We start from the raw sequence: 23429 nt of genomic DNA on the forward strand, positions 1-23429 counted from the left end.
GGTTGAGCTCATGAAGCTATTAGAAACGCGTGGTTCAGTCTTTACGATTAAGCAAGATGGTGAGAAGAAAGGATGGTCAGAGCCTAAGATCATTTTGGGCAGCTTCATGTCCATTTTAATTCCAGCGGCTATCTTATTGACTTTACCGGTATTTTCGGTATCAGGTTTGTCTTTTTCTGATGCGCTTTTTACTGCAACCTCTGCGATTAGTGTGACAGGGTTAGGGGTTGTCGATACAGGGCAACATTTTACCTTAGAAGGTCAAATATTGCTGATGTTATTGATGCAAATTGGTGGTTTAGGACAAATGACCTTGTCTGCCGTCTTATTGTATCTTTTTGGCGTTCGTTTAAGTTTAAAACAGCAAGCGGTAGCAAAAGAGGCTTTAGGACAAGATAGAACCGTCAATTTGAAAAAATTAGTGACCAGAATCATTATTTTTGCCTGTATTGCGGAATTAATTGGCATGATCATTTTGGCTTTTACTTGGGTTCCCGAATTGGGCTGGACAAAAGGCTTATATTATTCTTTATTTCATGCGGTTTCAGCCTTTAATAACGCAGGGTTTTCACTCTTTTCCGATAGCATGATGGGTTATGTGGCAGCTCCAGCGGTAGTGGTGCCACTTGCGGGTTTGTTTATTATTGGTGGTATTGGTTTCACTGTGGTGATGGATGTTGCGACAAATTGGCGTCGCGGTTTTCGTTATTTCAATTTACATACCAAAATTATGTTAACGGCGACACCACTGTTACTGCTTTTTGGTACGGTGGTGTTCTGGTTATTGGAACATAATAATCCAGAAACGATGGCCAATTTATCTGAAGGTGGACAATGGTTAGCGGCATTTTTTCAATCAGCTACGGCACGTACCGCAGGGTTTAATAGCGTTGATATTGCACACCTTACTCAGCCAGCATTACTTATCATGATCGTCCTGATGCTTATTGGTGCAGGTTCCACCTCTACCGGGGGGGGGATTAAAGTGTCTACATTCGTTGTGGCCGTTGTGGCTACTTGGGCTTTTTTAAGACAAAAACAACATGCGGTTTTATTTAGGCGCACCATAGGTTGGCCTAGAGTCACTCGAGCTTTAGCGATTATTGTTGTCAGTGGCATCATTTTAACCGTCTCAATGTTTATATTGATGCTGACGGAAAAAGCAACCTTTAGCCAAGTGATGTTTGAAGTTATTTCTGCTTTTGCTACGGTGGGCGTTTCTGCTGGATTGACTGCTCAATTATCTGAGCCCGGTAAATATATCATGGTGGTTGTGATGATTATTGGGCGTATTGGGCCTTTGACACTGGCTTATATGTTAGCCAAACCACAACCCACATTATTGAAATACCCTGAAGATAACGTTTTAACGGGATAATGGCGTTTTATATGATTCAAGTCATTGATAATAAAACGTTAAAGGGTAAAGGTTGAACAAAATTGCTCAACGCTATTAACGAGGTAATAAATGCGCACAATAGGTAATATTATATGGTTTCTGCTAGGTGGCGTCATTATGGGGCTATGCTGGTGGTTAGCGGGTCTACTTTGTATCGTTAGTATCATCTGTATTCCATGGGCGAAATCCTGTTTTGTGATTGGGAAATTTACGTTTTTTCCATTTGGTAAAGAAGCGGTCAAACGTAATGAGCTAACCTTTAAAGATGATATTGGAACCGGCTTTTTAGGATTGCTCGGCAATATCGTATGGTTTATCTTTGCTGGTATTTGGTTGGCAATCGGACACTTAACGTCTGCTGTTGCCTGCTTTGTGACCATTATCGGGATCCCTTTTGGTATTCAACATATCAAATTGGCGTTAATATCACTCGCTCCGATCGGTCAAACTATTATTAAAAAGCCATAATATTCAATTATTAAAAGCGATAGTATTTAATCAGCGGCATGCTCTAAGAGGTTAATATGCAAGCACAAGTTAAATGGGTTGATGGGTTTCAATTTATCGGGGAATCTCAATCTGGTCATTCTGTCATTATGGATGGTAATGGTGGTAAAACGGCTCCAAGTCCGATGGAAATGGTATTGATGGCAGCTGGTGGCTGCAGCTCTGTTGATGTGGTGGATGGGCTAAAATCTAGTGGTCAAAAAGTGCACTCTTGTGTTGCCAAACTGACTTCTGAGCGCCGAGACACCGCGCCAAAATTATTCACAGCGATCAATATTCACTTTGAGTTAACCGGTGAAGAGCTTGATGAAAAGGCCATTGAAAAAGCGGTCTCAGAATCACTTGAAAAATATTGCTCAGTTTGTCTAATGTTAGGTGCTGGCGTAACCATGACGCACAGTTGGAGCATTGCATAAAAAGTTAACTTTATTCAGAAAGAGAAAAAAACTTTGCTGGAGAGTTGATTTTAGTAGATATCTTTATTTAAATGTTTGATAGTAATACTTTATTGGATGATTGGAGAAACCCTTATGGACAACAAACTGGTTGCGATTATATTGGCTGTGCTACTTCCACCGGTAGCAGTATTCTTGAAATGCGGTGTAGGTAAAGATTTACTTATTAACATTGTTTTATGTTTCTTATTCTTCTTCCCTGCCATGATTCATGCTTTATGGGTAGTGACTAAGTAGCGTTTCAACAAACTTTATTCATACGCCTCATACTTCTGTGTGAGGCGTTTTTATTTCACCAGATACTTTAGTGATACGTGTTTTGAAAGGAAGACTGTGCAATACATAAAAATTAAAGAGTCGATTGTTGAGCAAATTGAATCTGGTCAGTTACTTCCTGGTCAAAAATTGCCTTCGGAGCGAATACTTGCGGAATCATTTGCGACCACGCGTGTGACATTAAGAGAAGCGCTCTCTTTGTTGGAAGCCGAAGGGGTTGTATACCGAGAAGACCGACGAGGTTGGTTCATTTCACCTGAACCATTGCGTTATGACCCTCAGCAAGGTTTTGATTTTGAAAAAATGGCGTTAACTCAAGGTCGAGTTGCAACGACTCAGTTATTGAGCGCTAAATCAATGTTGGCAACGAAATCCGCCACGACACTCTTAGACTTGCCTCCTTTTAGCCAGGTGTATTGTTTTCAGCGTGTCTTACATTTAGATAAAAGGCCGGTTGCTTATGTCGTTCAGTATGTTCGAGCCGATCGCTTTCCTGAACTGTTAAAACAAAACTTAGAGGTGCCTCTTGCTGAGCTTTATCGACGGTATTATCAGCAACACTATCAACAGGTTTATTACCGACTGGCTGCGGCTTCTTTATCCGGTGAAATGGCTCAAATGTTGCGTGCAACCTCAGGGAGTCCTTCTACTTTAATTGAGCGTGTGCATTTCAATGAACAAGCTGAAAAGATTGATTGCGCCTTTGAATATTGGCGTCATGATGCCATGTGTATTGAGTCTGTTGTTTCTTTAAAACAAGATTAAGCGAATAAAGCATTTTATGAAATTACTCTGTTGTCATGTTCACCCTGATGTTGAGCACATCGAATCTAAACAAATTATTCAACGATTGGCGACTCGCGCGATTGCGATGCATGGGCAAGATATCTTGTTGCTATACACCGAGCGTTATCATGATTATAGCTTGCCTGGTGGTGGGCTTGATGAAGGCGAAGATCACATTGCGGGCTTAATTCGTGAGCTACAAGAAGAAACCGGTGCGCAACATATTCGTGATATTCAACCTTTTGGATGTTATGAAGAATATCGTCCTTGGCATAAAGATCAGGCGAATGTCATTCACATGTTGTCGTATTGCTTTACTTGCCAAGTTGACCGTGAATTAGGGCCAACACGATTTGAAGCGTATGAAATAAAAAATGGTATGAAACCAGTTTGGATAAATATTCATACCGCGATCGAACACAATATAAAAACCATGAAAGAAAGTCCTAAAAAAGGGCTCTCAATTGAACGTGAAACGTTTTTACTGCAATTAATTGCACAACAATTATGTTGAATTCAAAAATTGGATGAATATTTCCGAACACATTAAATGGGCAACTATCAATCTGTTGGATTTATGTTAAGGTTTATTGCCTGAGGTTCAATATAAAAAAGGGCGAACATATGAAGTGGTTATGGATAATGCTGGTTACCTTGATGTCGTGCCAAGCGATAGCGGAGGAGCCTCAGAAATACTCAGAGCAGCAGATGCTCGACCGACCTTTGATGGAGCGATATATTCTCGATGAATTAAAAGCCCTACGCATAGATCAACAAGATTTAGAGCGTCGTCTCACCATCCAGATTACGGACAGAGAGTTGGAAGTGGCGGATAAATCTTTAAATTACTCCAATATTACGGTGACCTATTTCTTCTACATTATTGCTGGTGTGGCTTCTCTCGTGGCGTTAGTTGGCTGGCAGTCACTTAAAGAAATCAAACATAATACCAAGGAAATGGCGGATAAACGTCTTAACGAAATCACCTTGTCTTATGAGAAAAAATTCAGTGCATTAGAGCGTGATTTGAAACGTAAAACTCGCATTATCACGGAAAATAACCGCGAAATTGAAATCATTAACGAAGTGCATAATTTATGGCTGCGGGCGCAAAGTGCTCAAACGCCAGAGCAAAAAATTGAAACCTATGATGAAATTTTAAAAATACGTCCTGGTGATCTTGAAGCGTTAACTCATAAAGCGGATGCGGCGATGGATATCCAAGAATACCACTGGGCGTTAAGTATCTGTAACCGGGTATTGGAAGTGGATGATAATAATGCGCATGCGTTATACCAACGTGCTTGTGCGTATTCTCGTCTTGGTGCAGAAGAACAAGCAATCAATGATTTAGTGTTAGCGATTGAATCGAGTGCCTCATTAAGAGAGCTCGCCGCCGATGAAACAGACTTTGAAATGCTAAGAGGAAACCCTCGTTTTGAGGTGCTGATTGATAGTGATTTCTCTTAATGTGAGGATTTTTAGTTAAGTTTCGTTAAGCCATATTGTGCCGTTGTCGGTATGAAACCTTATTAACCTCAACTGCGGTATCGAGTGACTTCTAGTTATCCGCAGCTGAGGTTTATTACATGAACCTTATCAGTAGTTGAGTGGTATTATATGGATATTTCTTCTCAATCAATATCTCGTACACACCTTTTGTGGCGTGGCATGTTAGCCATTTCCCCCTTGAGTTTTGCTGTTATTCCATGGGGGTTATTGGCCGGCTCATACGCGATTGATATTGGTTTAACCCCAATTGAAGCCCAGGCTTTGTCAGCGATTTTATTTGCGGGGGCTGCGCAATTAGTTGCAACCGGGATGTTTGATGCGCAGGTTGGTTTATGGACCATGCTATTAACGACGTTTTTTATTACCTCACGTCATTTTCTTTATAGCGTGTCGATGCGTGAAAAAATCAGCCCATTACCGTTACGCTGGCGTTTACCTCTCGGGTTTTTACTGACCGATGAGTTATTTGCAGTGTGTGGTCATCAAAGTAAAAAAGAATTTGAACCTTGGTATGCACTGGGGGCGGGGTTGAGTTTTTATCTCGTTTGGAATTTAGCCAGTTTAGTCGGTATTGTGGCTGGCAGACAAATCCCAAATCTTGATCAATGGGGGTTAGAGTTTGCGGTCGCGGCGACGTTCATTGCCATTGTGATTCCAACCATTAAAAATATTCCCATTTTAGTTGCAGTGGTGGTCGCATTGGTGGCGTCGGTATTACTCAGTTACTGGCAAATAGAAGGGAGTTTGATCATTGCCAGTTTATTGGCGATGGTGGCGGGTTACTTATGTGAAAAAGCAGGAATGGATAATAGCTCCTCTTCTCAAACATTAAAATCAGAGGAGGGCGCATGATTATATTGTCTATTTTAGCGATGACAGCGGTGGTGTTTTTGAGTCGTTATTTGTTTCTTTCTCCAAGGTTACCGGTGAAGTTAAACCATAATGCACAACGTTTGCTGAGTTATTCTAGCCCTGCCGTCTTGACTGCCATTTGGGCCCCAATCGTCTTTATTCATGATGAGTCATTGGCTATTTCTTGGTTAAATCCTTATTTAGTCGCTGCCATCTTGGCCGCTGTGATTGCTTGGAAAACCCATAACGTGATTGCAACGACTGTGATCAGTATGGGCTGTTTCTTTGCTTTAAACGCTTTTCTCTCTTAATTCCATTGGATTGAGCACGATAACGAATGAAGCCATAGTTTATGGGGTTACTTCAGAGGCAGCGAAAGTTATTTTTTGACTAAGCCATAAGGTAAGTCCTTAAAGAGGGAAGGCTGGTCAGTGATAGTAGGAGCTTCATGAGTACCTTGCCAATGCAGCAACATAATGGCTAGTACGTTTCGATGCTCACCACTCGCTAATTCAAAATCACCGTCCGTCGATGGAATCATCTTCATTTTGGGGTCGATGGCATGGGCAATAGTTGCTTGTGTATCGGCTAACGTTGGCGCGCGATATTTTTGTGCTAATAAATAGCTGATGCCCACTTCTGCAATCACATCTTCTTTGGTTCGAGTTAGAATTTGCTCAATATTGTTATCAAAATAATCATAAATCCAAGCAAACTCTTTGGCATCAACAGGGTGCTGATAATATTCAGACGCCGCAAAAATAATGTGAGTTAATCCATAGATTTTGTTCGCAAATTGCTGGTCGGTTAATTGCTTATCTTGATTGTCAGGGTAGGTTTTTTTAAAGGTTTCAATGAAATCATTGACAACATCTTGCTCACCAAGTTGGCGCAACCAGTAAACTTGATTCGCTAATTGAGCTGCCCACGCTTTGATCATATCCGGGTCTGTTGCGTAGGTTTTGAAATCAAATTGACGAATTAAATTGCGTAAATGTTTATCGTATTTATGTTTTAAACCATATTCATCGGCGCGAGCCATACTGCCTAATAAATCAATGCCAAGAAATAAATACTCTGGGTGATCTTTAGTCGCTTCAAAACGCATTTGACGGCGAACTTTTTCAGTGTTGGCATAGGCTTTTAACCTATTTTCACCGTAAGCTTTTGCTTGTTTTGGGGTTTGTATTTCCGTCGCAATTTGATTTAAGGTGCTGGCAACTCGAGCCATGTCAGACCAAATGGTCGCAGAGTATTTGGGATCTAAGGTTTGGCGGAAAAGGCGTAAACCATAATGTCCGGCGGTGGTGGCATTTAAAGTATAAAGCTGGCTTTCAAAAGTCTGTTTGATGCTCTCTGCATCTTGTTGATATCGAGTATTGCTTAAAGTTGATGGTGTTGAATAAGGCGTTGTTTCAGCAAAAGTGGGTGTAACAAAAGTTAATTGTGAGACAAAGAATAACGCCGTGATGGTCAGTGCGTTCAGTTTACGCTTTAACATAGAGAGATCCCTCTTAATCCACTTAAATAAATGATAGCTTAATGGTCATTGAGCGAGCGTGATGGCTCTCTATAACTTACTCTTGTTTGGAGGGGATGCACTCATTATTTGATAGTAACTCTTAAATTTGACAATACGCTAACCAAGCAACCCTGCGATTTAAATAATGAGTACTTTCATTTATTTATCATATAGAAATAAAACAAAAGTGATAAAATGGCGCAACGATAGTTTATAGAGGAATGGAACATGCAGATACTTGTTGATACTCATACCCACACCTACGCCAGTGGCCATGCTTACAGTACCTTGATTGAAAATGCTCAAGCAGCGAAGCAACATGGTTTAGCAATGTTTTGCACCACCGACCATTCCTCCGCGATGCCTGGTGCACCACATTATTGGTTCTTTAATAATCAACGTGTCATCCCACGGATTTTAGAAGGCGTTGCCGTGTTACGCGGGGTGGAAACCAATATTATGAATGAACAAGGCGAGGTGGATCTGCACCCAAGTTCTTACGAATATTTAGATTGGGTGATTGCCAGCTTTCATGAGGCGGTATTCCGTCCAAGTGATAAACGCGCTCATACTGAAGCATTATTAAATATTATTAAAAGTGGTAAGGTCGATGCTTTAGGTCATTTAGGTAATCCTAATTACGATTTTGATTTTGAAAAGGTCGCCTTATGTGCAAAACAACATCATGTTGCGATTGAGCTGAACAACTCTTCTTTAAAGGGGGGAAGTCGCGCTGGCAGCGAAGCACGTTGTGAAGCCATCGCTCGTGTAGTCAAAGACGTGGGTGGTTTTATTACCACAGGTTCAGATGCCCACTTTTGTCATGATTTAGGTAAGTTTGAAAAAGTCAGTGCACTGCTGGATAAAGTGGCTATGCCAAGCGATAAAGTGATCACTCATACCCCGCAACAGTTTCTGGAATTTTTAGCATTAAGAGGCCGCGCGCCAATTGCTGAATTCAAAGAATGATAAGGTGATGAGACCCTAGTTCATTATCCTTGCTGGTCACTGCTTGATATTTAATACCACTCAATTAAGTTTAGTTGGCTGTTATTTATATCAAGCGTTTTACTTTTTCTCGAAACTCGAAACTCGAAACTCGAAACTCGAAACTCGAAACTCGAAACTTATACCGGCAAATGCTTTAGCGCATACTCAATGAACACTCTTAAACGCGTCGGCATGTATTTGCTTGGCGCGTATTGCATGGCGATCACACCGTGATAATTTCCTTTTATGGTCCAATCATTTAATACTTGGATCACATCGCCATTGGCTAACGCTTCTTTGATGACAAAGTCAGGGAAAATACCAATCCCTAAACCGTCTTTTACGCCATTTAACCTCATTTGCGAGTGGTTTACCGCATAACGCCCAGAAACGGGAATGGTGTGGGTTTCATTTCCTTTAACAAAATCCCAAATATGATCGGTTTTGGTTTCACCAAGGTATAAACAGTCGTGATCTCGCAGTTCTGTTGGGTGAGACGGCGTGCCTTTTAAGGCTAAATAGTCAGGGCTGGCACATAAAGATAAATTGACCTTTCCGAGCTCTTTTGAAATCAAATTCTCATACGGCTTATCAGTTAAGCGAAACATAATATCAATGCCTTGTTCGAGCATATCAATATCCCCGTCAGAGACTTTAAGCTTTAATTCGATATTTGGGTATTGCTGCAAAAAAGGAGTGACGATGGGTTGTAGCATGATACTCAGAAAAGCTTTTGGGGCTGCAATGGTAATGGTGCCTACAGGCGCTTCGTGTTCCGCATTGGAGATATCAACCGCTTGCTGCGCTGCATTCACCATGGCAATCGACTGTTGATAAATTTTTTCTCCCGACTGGGTAATTTGCAAAGTACGGGTAGTGCGCTCAAACAGTTTGACATTCAAAGAGGCTTCTAAGCGAGTGATCAATTTACTCAATGCCGATGGCGTTACGCCAAGCTCTTTGGCTGCGGCAGTAAAACTTCCCTTATTTACCACCAAGATAAACGTAGCAAGGTCAGGTAATAGCGCGATCAGGCGAGAATTGAGCATGTGGACACTCCAAATTAACGGTAATTTGTGAATTTAATTCACTAATGTTTTTCCATGTGAAGGGATAATAGTATGGATCAGCATAGACTAGAATAGTTTTAATCAATTCATGATGGATTTTTAAAAGGAAATTTCATGTCTTCTGCATTCTACAGTCAAATAAACCAACAAATTGAAGATGTTAAGTCTGAAGGTTTGTACAAATCTGAACGTGTTATTACTTCAGCTCAAGCGGCTGCAGTGTCTATTTCCACTGGGGAAGAAGTTTTAAACTTCTGTGCGAATAACTATTTAGGTTTGGCGAATCACCCTGCGCTGATTGAAGCGGCGAAACAAGGGATGGATGAGCATGGTTTTGGTATGGCGTCAGTGCGTTTTATTTGTGGGACTCAAGATGCGCATAAAGAATTAGAGCGCAAACTGTCGAACTTCTTAGGAATGGAAGATACCATTCTTTATACCTCATGTTTCGATGCCAATACGGGCTTATTTGAGACGATTTTAGATGCAGAAGATGCCATTATTTCAGATGCGTTAAACCATGCATCCATCATTGATGGGGTGCGTTTGTGTAAAGCGAAGCGTTTCCGTTATGCCAATAACAATATGGCAGAATTAGAAGCACAATTAATTGCCGCCAATGAAGCGGGCGCTCGTCATAAATTGATTGTGACCGACGGCGTATTCTCTATGGATGGTGTGGTCGCAAACTTAACCGCTATCTGCGATTTAGCGGATAAATACGATGCGCTAGTGATGGTTGATGATTCTCATGCCGTGGGTTTTATGGGTGAAAATGGCCGTGGTACGCATGAATACAACGATGTGATGGGCCGTATTGATATCATCACGGGCACGCTTGGTAAAGCCATGGGCGGCGCATCAGGTGGTTACACATCAGGCAAAAAAGAAGTGATTGATTGGTTACGTCAGCGTTCTCGTCCATACCTATTCTCAAACTCTGTGGCACCTGCGATTGTGGCTGCGTCTATTCGAGTGATTGATCTGCTGGCCGAAAGTAATGATTTACGCGCCAAATTATGGGAAAACGCTGCTCATTTCCGCACTCGTATGACTGACGCCGGTTTTACTTTAGCGGGTGCTGACCACGCAATCATCCCTATTATGTTAGGTGATGCCAAAGTCGCGGCAGAGTTTGCAGAGCGCGCACTTGAAAAGGGCATTTATGTCGTGGGTTTCTCATTCCCAGTGGTGCCAAAAGGCCAAGCACGTATCCGTACTCAAATGTCTGCTGCGCATAGCCGTGAGCAATTAGACCGTGCGATTGATGCGTTCATCGCAGTGGGTAAAGACATGGGCATTATCGCGTAAGCCATCTATTCAGGAGCGACGAATATGAAAATTAAAGCACTTTCAAAATTAAAGCCTGAAGAAGGCATTTGGATGACCGAAGTTGATATGCCAGAAATGGGGCATAACGATATTCTTATTAAAATCCGTAAAACCGCGATTTGTGGTACCGACGTACATATTTATAACTGGGATGAATGGTCACAAAACACCATTCCATACCCAATGGTTGTTGGTCATGAGTATGTTGGTGAAGTTGTCGGAATCGGCCAAGAAGTGAAAGGTTTTGAAATCGGTGATCGCGTATCTGGCGAAGGTCATATTACTTGTGGGCATTGCCGTAACTGTCGTGGTGGACGTACCCATTTATGCCGTAATACTACTGGCGTTGGTGTCAACCGTACCGGTGCGTTCTCTGAATACTTAGTGATTCCAGCCTTTAACGCCTTTAAGATTCCAGATGAAATTTCTGACGATTTGGCTTCGATCTTTGACCCATTTGGTAACGCGGTACACACCGCATTATCGTTTGATTTAGTGGGTGAAGATGTGTTGATCACAGGCGCAGGCCCTATTGGTATCATGGCGGCGGCTGTCGCAAAACACGTTGGTGCGCGCCATGTGGTGATTACTGATGTTAATGAATACCGTCTAGACTTGGCTCGCAAAATGGGCGTAACACGTGCTGTTAACGTTGCTAATGAAAAGCTGGAAGATGTCATGAGCGAACTTGGCATGACTGAAGGGTTCGACGTTGGCCTTGAAATGTCAGGTGTGCCATCAGCATTCAACGCGATGCTGGAAGGCATGAATCACGGCGGTCGTGTTGCTCTCTTAGGTATTCCACCTTCAGACATGGCTATCGACTGGACCAAAGTGATTTTCAAAGGCTTGGTGATCAAAGGCATTTACGGACGCGAAATGTTCGAAACTTGGTATAAAATGGCAAGCCTCATTCAATCAGGCTTAGATCTAACCCCAATTATCACGCATCATTTCAGCGTTGATGATTTCCAAGAGGGCTTCGATACTATGCGTGGCGGGCTTTCAGGGAAAGTTATCCTAGATTGGACTAAGTAATTCGTCATCAAAGAAGCGCACTTTCGGGTGCGCTTTTTTATTTTCTTAACACTGCTTATAAAAACAAACAGGTAAAGATTGTCAGGAAAAGCGGTATTTCGCCGTCTAATAAGCGTTATGCGTAAATGGGGATGACCGAATAGTACGTATATAAGCGTTAACCTATCTGCAGATGAGATTAATCATATTTTCTCATAACAAAAAACCACTGAACGAATCAGTGGTTTTTATTTAATGGCATGGAGTAGAACGATTAACAGTTGGTATCTTCAGCGTTCATGCCTTCTTTAATCTCTTCACATTTATCTTCAATGGCGTTACCGGCATCGGTGGCCATATCGTTCATTGAATCTTGAGCCTCGTTGGCGTGATCCGACATCTCATTGGTCATATCATCTACTTTATCGGCGGCCGCATCGGCTTGATCGGACATGGCATCGCTCGCTTGATCAAGTTGTTCGCCCATTTGGTCAGAGGCATCAGAGACGGAATCTTGAACATCGTTAGCCATATCATCCATTTTTTGAGCTGCATCATCAGCCATTTGCTGAGTTTGTTCTACCGCGGTATCCATTTTGTCTTGCGCGGTATCTGCGGCGTTATTATCACAGGCCGCAAGAGCTAAGGCAAAAAATGAAGCAAGTGCGAATGGTTTTATCCAAGTTTGTTGTGTCATATTCACTCCTTAATGTGTGAGATATGTAAACCTTAGGTGCTAAAACAACAGCAATGTTAGCCCAGTTTGAGCCCCTAAAGAATGAGGGGGAAATTCAACGTTTAAAAATACAAAATGTGATGCACTTATTAACTTTAGCTGGTTTATAAATTATTGCGATGCTCAGATGGATAAATTAACGCATTTATAACAAGTTATGACGATGATTTTACTTGGCGGCCCGTTATTGGGTTTTTGAGTTGAATAAGCATACAAACTGTGAGTATTTGTTGAGAAATTTCTCAAGTACAATGCAGGCAATTGTTTCTACATTGTTATTAAGGAAGTTCATGAGTCAGTTTGTTGTGTGCGCATTATATAAGTTTGTTGCACTGGATCATCATCAATCATTAAGAGAACCATTAATTGCGTTGATGGAAAAGCATGCGATTAGAGGCACGCTATTGCTGGCTCAGGAAGGAATTAACGGTACTGTTGCTGCTTCGAGAGAGGGAATTGATGCGCTCTTGGCTTGGTTTGGACAAGATGAACGCTTAGCGGATGTGTCATATAAAGAGTCTTATCATCAAGTGATGCCATTTAATCGCTCTAAAGTGAAATTGAAAAAAGAAATTGTCACTATGGGGGTTGAAGGTATCGATCCCAAACAAGTAGTCGGTACTTATGTGAAGCCGAAAGATTGGAATCAGTTAATTTCAGATCCAGAAGTATTTGTAGTGGATACCCGCAATGATTATGAAATTGAATTAGGAACGTTTGAACGCGCGGTTAATCCTAAAACCGATACTTTCCGTGAATTTCCTGATTACGTAAAACAGAATATGGATCCGCAAAAACATAAGAAAGTTGCCATGTTCTGCACTGGGGGAATTCGTTGTGAAAAATCGACGGCTTATCTAAAAGAACAAGGTTTTGAAGAGGTGTATCACTTAGAAGGTGGCATTTTAAAATACCTAGAAGAAGTCCCTGAAGAAGAAAGCCTTTGGAAAGGGGATTGCTATGTATTTGATGGTCGGGTTGCGGTAAATCACAGCTTAGAAAAAAGTGATTATGAGCTTTGTAATGCGTGCCGTTTACCTATCACTGCGGCCGATAAAGCGACACCACAATTTGAGCAAGGAGTCAGTTGTCCACATTGTTTTGGTCATCATAATGAAGAGCAAATAGGGCGATTTCGCGAGCGTGAAAAACAAGTTCAATTGGCAAAGTTGCGTGGTGAAGTGCATGTTGGTGGCGATGCCGTCAAGCTAATGGAAGAAAAGCGTTTGCAAAAACTGGCGCGTAAAAAGTCCCAACGAAGTCGCCAAAAATAGTCTATTTTCATGATATTCGGTTACGAAATACTGTGTCATTCATCAAAATGTAAAGCTTAGGTAGACGCCTAAGCTTTTTTATTTTAAGTAAACGTTTGCTGTGTATCAGTAAGTAAAATAATGATTGGTCATCAATGGCGGAAACAGTAAAGTAGCACCGATTAAACGAGATATAAGGAAAAAACAATGGGCAGTCTTCTCCCTAAAGTCATTTTGCATGAGCACATTGAAGGTTCAGTGACGCCTGAAATGGCTTTACTCTTAGCGAAAAAACACAATGTTAGCTTACCGGATGATTTTTTATACCCGGAAGGTAGCTATGACAAAAATGAGTTTCCTAATGGTCGTTATCAATACGATGAAACCGATTTTGGTGAGTTTGTAACGGCTTATGATGTAGTGGCAGATTTGGTTCGTGATGCGGATGATTATTATCTGATCATGAAAGATTACTTAAGCCGTAATGCTGCTCAAGGCATGATTTATTGTGAAATGATCACATCGGCCTTTCACTTGTGTTCACAAGAAGATGAGCAAGGGAAGGTCACGTTAAATGCCGCTCAATATCACGATTTCATGGAAGGTATCGAAAGAGCCATTCGCGAAGTGAAAGCTGAATACGGTACCGAAACGCGTTTGCAGGCGTGTGGCGTTCGTCATTTGAGCCTTGAACATTTAAATTTGAGCGTTGATTTTATCGCACAAAACCCAAGAGACAGCATTGCTGGGTTTAATATTGCCGGAAATGAAAGAGCTGGAGAATTTGCCGATTTCATCTATGTGCATGAATTAGTCGACAATATTCCGTTACCAAAGTCGTATCATGCCGGTGAAATTCGTGGCCCAGAAAGTATTCGTGAAGCGATTCAATTTGGGGCTAAACGTATTGGGCATGGTATTGCCGCCATTAAAGACGATGCCTTGATTGAACAATTGATTCAAGATGGCATTACTTTAGAAGTTGCGCCAACCAGTAACCGCATTTTGGTTACCGAGTTTGGACAGAAGTTGGATCATCACCCACTTCGTCGTTTGTACGAAAAAGGGATTCGTTTATCGATCAATACCGATGATGCCGGCTTATTTGGCACCGATGTGGCGAAAGAGTACCGCATTGCCGAACAAGTCTTTGGTTTTTCTCGAGTAGAGCTACTTGATGTCACCCTGTGTGGTTTAGAAGCTGCTTTTGTGGAAGATGAAGTAAAACAAGCGCTGATCGCTCAGGTATACCAATGCTTTAGTGAAGAAGATTGGCATGAGTTGGAAATGCACGCTGCGGCGTTACCCGATGGTGCATTAAAATCACGCTTACAAAATCGGTTACATCATAAGTAATACCGCGCCAGCTATAATAAAAAACATAATAACAATCGACGGAGAGTAATAAACTCTTCTACCAAAAAGGCAGAGACCACTTCACATTGGTACTCTGCCTTTTTCTCAATATTATCCCAAAAGTTATTTGGCCTAACTAACCCCACCTCCGCTTCCCTTATGTTGACTCCTGTAAACAACTTTTAGGGGCTGGTTCAATACACAGTTCTTTATCACGAGTTGGCTTTGGTGAACTATACGGATTATTTCCGCATTTTATGCTGAGTGAATATGAGATAAGTTCATATTTTATGAATAAATTAAGGTGGTTATCTACGATCTACGATATGGGAAATCACATATTCGATAGTGCCTGGTATTAGTTGTTCATCAATGATAATAGGCACAAACCTATTTTGATTTGAGTGTTCAGGTTTGAAATTGGGCATAACGGTATGCTCTTATGAATAATTTAGATTAGATCATAACCAAATAATGCCTTCAAGCTGATATTGTGGTGAAATAAAGAACAAAAGAGGTGGTGGAAACCCTACAGCCTCGTTATAACCTTAGAGGGAAAAATGGAATTTAGAGCATTTGAAAAGGGAGATCATGACCTGCTTATCGGTTGGATCGACTCGGATAAATTGAATTATCAATGGGGTGGTCCAAACTTTGAGTTTCCATTGGATTCATTACAAATTTCTAAACACTGTTCCCAAGCGCAAGTGTTTCCGTTTATCTTTGTTGTCTCTGGTCAGAGCGCTGGCTATGTTGAACTATTCAAAGTTTCAGAGTCGCACTTTAGGATTTGCCGCGTATTTGTTTCGGACAGCTTTCGTGGAAAGGGCATTTCAAAGCGCATGCTTGGTCAATTAATCGATCTAGCAAAAGAAAAATACAGCGCTAGCTTGCTATCACTAGCTGTATTCGAACGAAACATAGTTGCGAGAAATTGCTATGAATCGCTTGGTTTTACCGTTACAGCGCATGAAAATGGCTCTCGTTCTTTCGACGGTGAGGTTTGGGACCTTTTATGTATGGAAAGATGGTTATAACAAACACTTAAGGTTTTGCCCAACAACGAGTTTGAGAAGTGATCAAGATAATTACCATGATTCCTTATACTACTCCCACAAAATCAGAAAGGCAGAGTGATTAAACACTGCCTTTAGTCATTCTATTGAATATTGCTAAGCAAATGCTCGATTATGCGCGTGAACGAATGATGTTTGAGAACACTACATGTAAATCACTAGAGGTAGCGTCATCGGTTAAGTTCAAATTCGCTTTAATGTGCTGTAAATGGTGCTCCATCAGCTCATGCGCCTTCGCTTTATCACCTGACTCAATCGCATTAAGTAAATTACTGTGTTCATCTTGAGAGCAGTTGCTGTTGTTACTCCCTTCATATTGCGCAATTAATAGCGAGGTTTGAGATACCAAGCTGCGTAAGAAATGCAGTAAGGGGCCATTTTTTGCCATCTTAGCTAACTCAATATGAAATTCACCGGATAAGCGAATACCGCGGCCAATATCCCCGTTAGCAATGGCTTCATCTTCACTGGTTACTAGGTTACGCAAGACTTGCATCTGTTGAGGATGACAGTTTTCAGTCGCCAGCTCAGTGACCGCTAATTCAGCAATTTCACGGGCTTTTAAGATTTGAATGGCTTCTTCTATCGTTGGTGCGGCAACCGTTGCGCCACGGTTAGGTTTAATATCAACTACTTGTTCAAGCGATAAACGTAATAATGCACGACGAATGATGGTGCGGCTCACCCCAAAGATTTCACTTAATGATTCTTCATTTAATTTGGTACTCGGTGGGAGGCGTTGTTCTAGAATAGCATCGAAGATGTGGCAGTACACCACATCATCTTGAGTTTGGTTATTGGCTTTCGCCTGAATTTTAGTATTGGATAACTTACTGAGTTTTGTCATGGCCTAATCTGCTAAAAACCTAATCTGCTGAAAATAAATGGGCGTTCAAGATGTGAAAGAATCGCCCTTAGATTGTACATTATAGACCTTAGTTTATCTAAGTGTCAGATGAATACAAATTTGCATGCAAAATACCTTCTAATGCGCACTTTTCATCTAAATCTGAGAGGTCTCCACTGATCCCAACGGCACCTAATACTTGTTTTAATTCATTTTGAACCAAAACACCACCAGGGACGGGAACCATATTGCCATGTGCGAGTACATTAATTGCAGAAATAAATGCAGGTCGGGCATCCGCATCTTGGGCGAGCTTACGTGATGAGCATCCTAATGCCAGTGCTCCCCAAGCTTTGGCTATGGCAATATCGGGTCGCATCATACTTGAACCATCTTGCCGCTGTAGGGAAACCAGTTTGCCACCACTGTCTAAAACAGCCACAGTGAGTGGGGCGCTTTTTAAGTCTAAGGCGGCGCTAAACGCACCTTGGGTAATACTTAATGCTTGTTGCAGTGTCAAACTCATGATTAGGATCCTCATTAAAATACCAACGCCATGATTAATATGGATGACGTTGGTATCAGCTTACTAAGAACGCTCTGTTGCAAATTTGGCTCGTTGAAACAGAGTGTTCTTGTAAGCTGGGTTATTAACGAAGAAGAGGATAGCTTGGTAGTGTCAAGAACTCTGCAAAATCGTCTTGGGTCGATAAAACATCGAACATCTTGGCCGTTTCTTCAAATCGTCCTTGAGCATAACGTGGCTCGCCAACTTCTTGCTTGATAGTGTTTAGTTCTTCTGCCAACAGAGTACGGAAATAGTCCTCTGTTACCACTTGGCCATCATCAAGTTGTACGCCGTGCTTGATCCATTGCCAGATGCTGGCGCGAGAAATTTCGGCCGTTGCTGCATCTTCCATCAAGCCATAAATTGGCACACAACCTACACCGCTGATCCAAGATTCAATGTAATAAAGCGCAATACGAATATTTTTACGTAAGCCTTCTTCATTACGAGGGCCTTGGCACGGCTCGAGTAATTGTTCGGCAGTAATGTCACCGACATAGCTGCTGTCAAAATCGACTTGGTTAATTTTGCCCTCAAGTTTGTTTTCAAAAATACCCATCGCAACATCGACAAGTTTTGGATGCGCAACCCATGTGCCATCGTGTCCATTCGATGATTCACGGTTTTTATCTTCTTCTACTTTAGCCAATACTTGTTGCATTACTTGTGGGTCGGCGTTTGGAATAAAGGCTGACATTCCGCCCATTGCTAACGCGCCACGAGCGTGACAGGTTTTGACTAATAATTGGCTATAAGCGTTGAGGAAAGGTTTATCCATGCCCACACTATGACGGTCTGGCAGGATACGATCTTTATGATTTTTCAGTGTTTTGATGTAGCTGAAAATGTAATCCCAGCGACCACAGTTCATGGCGACAATGTGATCACGCATGACGTACAGCATCTCTTCCATTTGGAAAACAGCAGGCAGGGTTTCTATCAAGACAGTGGCACGAATGGTTCCGATCTCGACCTTGAAGTATTCTTCAGTGAAACGGAAGACATCATCCCACCACTTGGCTTCTTCCATACTTTCCAGTTTTGGAATGTAGTAATAAACTCCTTCGCCTTTTTGCGCGCGGGTTTGATAGTTATGGAAGAAGTACAAGCCGAAATCCATCAAGCAACCGGCAATAGCTTGGCCTTGATATTGAATGTGTTTTTCAGGAAGGTGTAAACCACGTGGGCGAGCTAATAGTTGAGCAGGCTCTGCGACTAAATCGTATTGTTTTCCCTTCTTTTCATCAAAATAACTGATGGTGCCATCATTGGCATCTCGTAAGTTAATTTGACCATCTAGCATGTTGTCCCAAGTTGGCGCTGAGGCGTCTTCAAAACAACACATGAAGATTTTAGCACCAGAGTTGAGCGCATTAATGACCATTTTACGCTCAACAGGACCGGTAATTTCAACGCGGCGATCTTGTAAAACTTTAGGGATCGGAGCGACTTTCCAAGATTTATCTTCTCGAATGGCCTTGGTGTCATCGCGAAAGCCTGGTAATTCACCTGCATCAAACTGAGCTTGGCGCTGGCGACGCAATTGCAGCGCATCATTCAATGGTGCAGTGAACGTAGTCACTAAAGCATCTAAAAAGTTTAACGCTTCTTCAGAAAGAATGGCTTTTTGTTGTTCTGATTTCAGCTCTCCAACCACTTCAATGGCTCTTGATTGTTGGGCTTGCATCGCTGTTTCACGGTCCTCAGTGCTGTGCATAATCGTCTCCTTTATGAACATTTACGAGCATTGAATACGAGAGGTATAAAAAGGTTGGGGTATTTTCATACTTTAAATTTGGTCTCTCGTACGTACGCCTTTAAAACTTGAAGCTGCAGTTCTGCTGAGTCACCGCATGCGACCGAATAGTGGGTTCACCTTATAAGGTCGTCTTGACTCTGTGCTTTCCTTCAACGCCAACATTCTCAGGCATAAAGATAATCAGTTTTAAATACTAACCGTTTTAAATATTAACGGTTTTAAACAACATGTTTCTTAAACAAGATTGTGTACATTAATGTTTTAATTCTTGTCTATGTATATCCTCGTTTTTACAAAAGATCAAAGAATATTTAACGTTTTGTGCGCTACCACTGATTGCTGAGTTACTGGTTGGATCAGGATTTTATAATTTGAAATTAATTACTTATCTTAAAATTATGTAAAAAAATCCAATTATTTTTGTTTTTTATTTGCACAATTTTATAAAGACAGTCTAGACTCTGTAGTGTATTTTTAATTGTATACAATAATAAAAGGAATTGGATTATGGCGAGAATGAAAGCAATCGAAGCCGCTGTAGAAGTACTAAAAAAGGAAGGGGTTGATATTGCCTTTGGCGTACCAGGCGCGGCAATTAACCCATTTTATGCTGCAATGAAAAAAATTGGCGGGATTGACCATGTTCTAGCTCGACATGTGGAAGGTGCTTCTCACATGGCGGAAGGTTATACCCGTACTAATGATAAAAATATTGGTGTGTGTATCGGTACGTCTGGCCCGGCGGGTACGGATATGATTACTGGCTTATATTCCGCCTCTGCCGATTCTATCCCTATTTTATGTATCACAGGTCAAGCTCCTCGCGCTCGCTTACATAAAGAAGATTTCCAAGCGGTGGATATTGAATCGATCGCCAAACCTGTCACTAAATGGGCGACAACTGTTTTAGAGCCGGCCTTGGTGCCACGTGCATTCCAACAAGCTTTCCATATTATGCGCTCAGGTCGCCCAGGACCGGTATTAATTGATTTACCGATCGATGTGCAATTAGCTGAAATTGAGTTTGATATCGATACTTATGAGTCTTTAGAGCCGTATCAACCGAGTGCAACTCGTGGACAAGTTGAAAAAGCTTTAACCATGTTAACGGAGTCAGAGAAACCTCTGATTGTCTCTGGTGGTGGGGTGATTAATGCCGGTGCGAGCGCTGAGCTGCAAGAATTGGCTGAAATATTAAATGTTCCCGTTATTCCAACCTTAATGGGCTGGGGCAGTATTCCGGATAACCATGAACTGATGGCAGGTATGGTGGGGCTACAAACGTCACATCGTTATGGTAATGCCACCATGTTGGCTTCTGATTTTGTATTGGGTATTGGTAACCGCTGGGCAAACCGTCATACCGGCTCGGTGGATGTGTATACCCAAGGCCGTAAATTTGTGCATGTGGATATTGAACCAACGCAAATTGGTCGTGTGTTCTGCCCAGACCTTGGCATCGTATCAGACGCTAAATCTGCTTTGAATTTGTTTGTTGAAGTGGCCAAAGAAATGAAAGCCGCTGGCAAGTTAAAAGATCGTTCGAACTGGGTTGGCGAGTGTATTGAGCGTAAAGCTTCATTATTACGCAAAACACACTTTGAAGAAGTCCCAATGAAACCAATGCGTGTTTATGAAGAGATGAACAAAGCGTTTGGTGAAGATACCTGTTATGTCAGCACCATTGGTTTGTCGCAAATTGCCGCGGCGCAATTCCTACATGTGTATAAACCACGCCACTGGATTAACTGTGGTCAAGCCGGCCCATTAGGCTGGACAATTCCGGCGGCTTTAGGTGTACGCGCGGCCGATCCAAACCGTCCAATTGTGGCGATTTCTGGTGACTATGATTTCCAATTCATGATTGAAGAATTGGCCGCAGGTGCGCAATTTAACCTGCCTTATATCCACGTCGTCGTTAACAACTCATACCTTGGTTTGATTCGTCAAGCGCAACGTCAATTTGATATTGATTATTGTGTCCAGTTGGCTTTTGAAAACCAAAACTCACCAGAGATGGAAGGTTATGGGGTGGATCATGTTGCTGTAGTTGAAGGCCTTGGCTGTAAAGCAATTCGAGTGCGTCACCCTGAAGATGCTCCTGCCGCCTTTGAAGAAGCGAAACAACTGATGGAAAAACATCGTGTTCCTGTGGTGGTTGAGTTCATTTTAGAACGCGTTACCAACATTGCGATGGGCGTTGAAATTGACGGCATCAATGAGTTTGAAAGCCTTGCAAATGAAGAAGGTGATGCCCCAACAGCGATTACCTTTAACCAATAATTAAAGAGAGAAATACCTTAAAGAGTCGGTGCTGCTGTATTGGCAGCATCGAAGAGTCAAGGTATGGATAAGAAGGAGAAGACAATGCCTAAGTTTGCGGCAAATCTATCAATGCTCTTTACCGAAGTTGATTTTTTACAACGTTTTGGACAAGCAGCGGAAGCAGGGTTTCAAGGTGTGGAATATCTCTTTCCGTACGATTTTGAAGCGAGCACCATTAAGCAAGTATTAGACGATAATAACTTGCAACAAGTGCTGTTCAATTTACCTGCGGGTAACTGGCTAGATGGTGACCGTGGTATTGCGGTAGACCCTAAACGTGTCGATGAATTTCAACAAGGTGTCACCAAAGCAATTCAATACGCCAAAGTATTGGATTGCCAACAAGTGAATTGTTTAGCCGGTATCGTGCCAGACGGTGTTAACCCACAACAAGCGGAAGAGACGTTTGTGAGTAACTTACGCTTTGCGGCGGCGGCACTGAAAGAAAATGGCATTAGCCTCATTATTGAAGCGATTAATACGCGTGATATTCCTGGGTTTTTCTTAAATACCACCCAACAAGCGTTAAACATTATCGACAAAGTAGGCAGTGATAATTTACGAGTGCAATACGATATTTATCACATGCAAATCATGGAAGGGGATTTGGCCCCAACGTTAAGTGAGCATTTGTCTCAAATTCAACATGTTCAGTTGGCTGATAACCCAGGACGTCACGAACCGGGGACGGGGGAGATTAACTACCCATTTTTGTTTAAGCATTTAGACAGCATTGGTTACGACGGTTGGATCGGCTGTGAATATAAGCCCAAAACCACCACTCTTGAAGGCTTAGGTTGGATGAAAGCGTTAGCCTAAATAGAGATAACAAAAGATAACAAGACTAAGAATAAACGTATTTTAAGGATGAGATTATGACTAAACCAACAGTTGCATTTATTGGTACAGGCATCATGGGTAAACCAATGGCGCTTAATCTACAAAAAGCGGGTTATCAAATGGTGGTTTCCGATCACTTTGTGGCTCCACCTCAAGAGCTAGTCGATGGCGGCGCAACCGTGGTACACAGTGGTAAAGAAGCCGCTCAAGTGGCGGATATTATTATCACTATGGTACCGAATACACCAGATGTTGCCGATGCGCTATTTGGCGACAATGGCATTGCTCAAGGGCTATCAGCAGGCAAGTTAGTGATCGATATGAGCTCGATTGCGCCGATTGAAACGCAAGAGTTCGCCAAGCAAATCAAAGAGTGCGGAGCAGAGTATCTTGATGCACCAGTATCGGGTGGTGAAATTGGGGCGATCAATGCCTCGCTGACCATTATGGTCGGTGGCAGCGAAGCGGCGTTTGAGCAAGCGAAACCTCTGTTTGAAGTGATGGGTCAAAACATTACGCTGGTGGGCGAAAATGGCGCAGGGCAAATCTGTAAAGTCGCTAACCAAATCATTGTGGCGCTGAATATTGAAGCAGTATCGGAAGCGCTCGTGTTTGCTTCAAAAGCGGGTGCCGATCCGGCGCGAGTTCGTAATGCACTCATGGGTGGTTTTGCCAATTCTAAAATTTTAGAAGTGCATGGTGAGCGCATGGTGAAAGGTACGTTTGATCCAGGCTTTAGAATTGCATTACACCAAAAAGATTTGAATCTGGCGCTAACGGGTGCCAAACAACTCGGTTTGGATTTGCCTAATACCGCGACAGCGCAGCAACTCTTTACTGAATGTGCTGAAATGGACGGTTCAAGTTGGGATCACTCTGCGTTGATCAAAGCGATTGAGGCACGTGGTAATCACAATATTCGCGGTGAATAATGATTCCTTACCTGGTTGA

Annotated in this window: 24 protein-coding genes; 18 read left to right on the forward strand and 6 right to left on the reverse strand. The window is 42.1% G+C overall.

The features are described from left to right. Window positions 1-10: 10 nt before the first annotated feature. The 9 genes from VCA1004_RS12605 (at window position 11) to VCA1004_RS12645 (ending at window position 6098) form a co-directional block, all read left to right on the forward strand. Entirely contained in the window at window positions 11-1378 is a 1368-nt protein-coding gene (locus tag VCA1004_RS12605; RefSeq protein ID WP_086980800.1) for a TrkH family potassium uptake protein, read from the forward strand. A gap of 90 nt (window positions 1379-1468) precedes the next feature. Continuing rightward, complete coding sequence (locus VCA1004_RS12610; RefSeq protein ID WP_086980801.1) at window positions 1469-1867, forward strand: YccF domain-containing protein; 399 nt, start codon at window positions 1469-1471, stop codon at window positions 1865-1867. A gap of 56 nt (window positions 1868-1923) precedes the next feature. Next, the gene (locus VCA1004_RS12615; RefSeq protein ID WP_086980802.1) at window positions 1924-2322 is read left to right on the forward strand and encodes an OsmC family protein; all 399 of its coding nucleotides are present in this window, start codon (window positions 1924-1926) and stop codon (window positions 2320-2322) included. A gap of 114 nt (window positions 2323-2436) precedes the next feature. Next, entirely contained in the window at window positions 2437-2598 is a 162-nt protein-coding gene (locus tag VCA1004_RS12620; protein ID WP_086980803.1) for a YqaE/Pmp3 family membrane protein, read from the forward strand. Between the two features lie 96 nt (window positions 2599-2694). Next, window positions 2695-3402: a UTRA domain-containing protein gene (locus tag VCA1004_RS12625; protein ID WP_086980804.1), complete on the forward strand. Its 708-nt coding sequence runs from the start codon at window positions 2695-2697 to the stop codon at window positions 3400-3402. Window positions 3403-3418: 16 nt separating this feature from the next. After that, window positions 3419-3937: an NUDIX hydrolase gene (locus tag VCA1004_RS12630; protein WP_086980805.1), complete on the forward strand. Its 519-nt coding sequence runs from the start codon at window positions 3419-3421 to the stop codon at window positions 3935-3937. A 128-nt stretch (window positions 3938-4065) separates the two neighbouring features. Then, window positions 4066-4893 carry a tetratricopeptide repeat protein gene (locus VCA1004_RS12635; RefSeq protein WP_086981374.1) on the forward strand — a complete coding sequence of 276 codons (828 nt, stop codon included), beginning with the start codon at window positions 4066-4068 and terminating at the stop codon, window positions 4891-4893. Between the two features lie 150 nt (window positions 4894-5043). After that, on the forward strand, window positions 5044-5787 hold the full coding sequence (locus VCA1004_RS12640) for an AzlC family ABC transporter permease (RefSeq protein ID WP_086980806.1): 744 nt from the start codon (window positions 5044-5046) through the stop codon (window positions 5785-5787). Then, the gene (locus VCA1004_RS12645) at window positions 5784-6098 is read left to right on the forward strand and encodes an AzlD domain-containing protein (protein ID WP_086980807.1); all 315 of its coding nucleotides are present in this window, start codon (window positions 5784-5786) and stop codon (window positions 6096-6098) included. Before VCA1004_RS12640 ends, VCA1004_RS12645 begins: the two co-directional genes overlap by 4 nt. Before the next feature lie 68 nt (window positions 6099-6166). Here VCA1004_RS12645 and VCA1004_RS12650 read toward each other — a convergent pair whose 3' ends face one another. Beyond that, the gene (locus VCA1004_RS12650; RefSeq protein WP_086980808.1) at window positions 6167-7288 is read right to left on the reverse strand and encodes a DUF3541 domain-containing protein; all 1122 of its coding nucleotides are present in this window, start codon (window positions 7286-7288) and stop codon (window positions 6167-6169) included. Window positions 7289-7537: 249 nt separating this feature from the next. Here VCA1004_RS12650 and VCA1004_RS12655 point away from each other — a divergent pair, with 249 nt between their 5' ends. Continuing rightward, window positions 7538-8278: a phosphatase gene (locus VCA1004_RS12655; protein ID WP_086980809.1), complete on the forward strand. Its 741-nt coding sequence runs from the start codon at window positions 7538-7540 to the stop codon at window positions 8276-8278. Window positions 8279-8436: 158 nt separating this feature from the next. On the opposite strand, the gene VCA1004_RS12660 is transcribed toward VCA1004_RS12655, so the two are convergent. Then, window positions 8437-9348 carry a LysR family transcriptional regulator gene (locus VCA1004_RS12660; protein WP_086980810.1) on the reverse strand — a complete coding sequence of 304 codons (912 nt, stop codon included), beginning with the start codon at window positions 9346-9348 and terminating at the stop codon, window positions 8437-8439. A gap of 135 nt (window positions 9349-9483) precedes the next feature. Here VCA1004_RS12660 and VCA1004_RS12665 point away from each other — a divergent pair, with 135 nt between their 5' ends. Together VCA1004_RS12665 and tdh are read left to right on the forward strand one after the other, a co-directional pair. After that, entirely contained in the window at window positions 9484-10680 is a 1197-nt protein-coding gene (locus VCA1004_RS12665; RefSeq protein WP_086980811.1) for a glycine C-acetyltransferase, read from the forward strand. Window positions 10681-10704: 24 nt separating this feature from the next. After that, window positions 10705-11739, forward strand: coding sequence for an L-threonine 3-dehydrogenase (tdh, locus tag VCA1004_RS12670; RefSeq protein ID WP_086980812.1), 1035 nt, complete (start codon window positions 10705-10707; stop codon window positions 11737-11739). A gap of 253 nt (window positions 11740-11992) precedes the next feature. On the opposite strand, the gene VCA1004_RS12675 is transcribed toward tdh, so the two are convergent. Next, window positions 11993-12415 (reverse strand): hypothetical protein, encoded by a 423-nt coding sequence (locus VCA1004_RS12675; RefSeq protein ID WP_086980813.1) that lies wholly within the window; start codon window positions 12413-12415, stop codon window positions 11993-11995. Window positions 12416-12744: 329 nt separating this feature from the next. Between VCA1004_RS12675 and trhO the strand changes: the two genes are divergently transcribed. The 3 genes from trhO (at window position 12745) to VCA1004_RS12695 (ending at window position 16100) form a co-directional block, all read left to right on the forward strand. Then, entirely contained in the window at window positions 12745-13728 is a 984-nt protein-coding gene (gene trhO, locus VCA1004_RS12680) for an oxygen-dependent tRNA uridine(34) hydroxylase TrhO (RefSeq protein WP_086980814.1), read from the forward strand. A gap of 186 nt (window positions 13729-13914) precedes the next feature. Further along, window positions 13915-15063 (forward strand): adenosine deaminase, encoded by a 1149-nt coding sequence (gene add / locus VCA1004_RS12685; RefSeq protein WP_086980815.1) that lies wholly within the window; start codon window positions 13915-13917, stop codon window positions 15061-15063. A gap of 560 nt (window positions 15064-15623) precedes the next feature. After that, window positions 15624-16100 carry a GNAT family N-acetyltransferase gene (locus tag VCA1004_RS12695; RefSeq protein ID WP_086980816.1) on the forward strand — a complete coding sequence of 159 codons (477 nt, stop codon included), beginning with the start codon at window positions 15624-15626 and terminating at the stop codon, window positions 16098-16100. 151 nt (window positions 16101-16251) lie between these two features. On the opposite strand, the gene VCA1004_RS12700 is transcribed toward VCA1004_RS12695, so the two are convergent. From VCA1004_RS12700 to aceB, 3 genes are all read right to left on the reverse strand, one after another. Continuing rightward, on the reverse strand, window positions 16252-16986 hold the full coding sequence (locus VCA1004_RS12700) for a GntR family transcriptional regulator (RefSeq protein ID WP_086980817.1): 735 nt from the start codon (window positions 16984-16986) through the stop codon (window positions 16252-16254). Window positions 16987-17083: 97 nt separating this feature from the next. Next, the gene (locus VCA1004_RS12705; protein WP_086981375.1) at window positions 17084-17515 is read right to left on the reverse strand and encodes a GlcG/HbpS family heme-binding protein; all 432 of its coding nucleotides are present in this window, start codon (window positions 17513-17515) and stop codon (window positions 17084-17086) included. A gap of 121 nt (window positions 17516-17636) precedes the next feature. Continuing rightward, entirely contained in the window at window positions 17637-19241 is a 1605-nt protein-coding gene (gene aceB, locus VCA1004_RS12710; RefSeq protein WP_408646924.1) for a malate synthase A, read from the reverse strand. 579 nt (window positions 19242-19820) lie between these two features. Between aceB and gcl the strand changes: the two genes are divergently transcribed. The 3 genes from gcl to VCA1004_RS12725 all read left to right on the forward strand — a co-directional run bounded on the left by gcl (window position 19821) and on the right by VCA1004_RS12725 (window position 23410). Then, the gene (gcl, locus tag VCA1004_RS12715) at window positions 19821-21596 is read left to right on the forward strand and encodes a glyoxylate carboligase (RefSeq protein ID WP_086980819.1); all 1776 of its coding nucleotides are present in this window, start codon (window positions 19821-19823) and stop codon (window positions 21594-21596) included. 84 nt (window positions 21597-21680) lie between these two features. Beyond that, window positions 21681-22457, forward strand: a complete 777-nt coding sequence (gene hyi / locus VCA1004_RS12720; protein ID WP_086980820.1) for a hydroxypyruvate isomerase — start codon at window positions 21681-21683, stop codon at window positions 22455-22457. Window positions 22458-22513: 56 nt separating this feature from the next. Continuing rightward, the gene (locus VCA1004_RS12725; protein ID WP_086980821.1) at window positions 22514-23410 is read left to right on the forward strand and encodes a 2-hydroxy-3-oxopropionate reductase; all 897 of its coding nucleotides are present in this window, start codon (window positions 22514-22516) and stop codon (window positions 23408-23410) included. Window positions 23411-23429 lie beyond the last annotated feature (19 nt).

Origin of the sequence: Vibrio aphrogenes (genome assembly GCF_002157735.2) — a bacterium.
GTDB classification, from domain to species: domain Bacteria; phylum Pseudomonadota; class Gammaproteobacteria; order Enterobacterales; family Vibrionaceae; genus Vibrio; species Vibrio aphrogenes.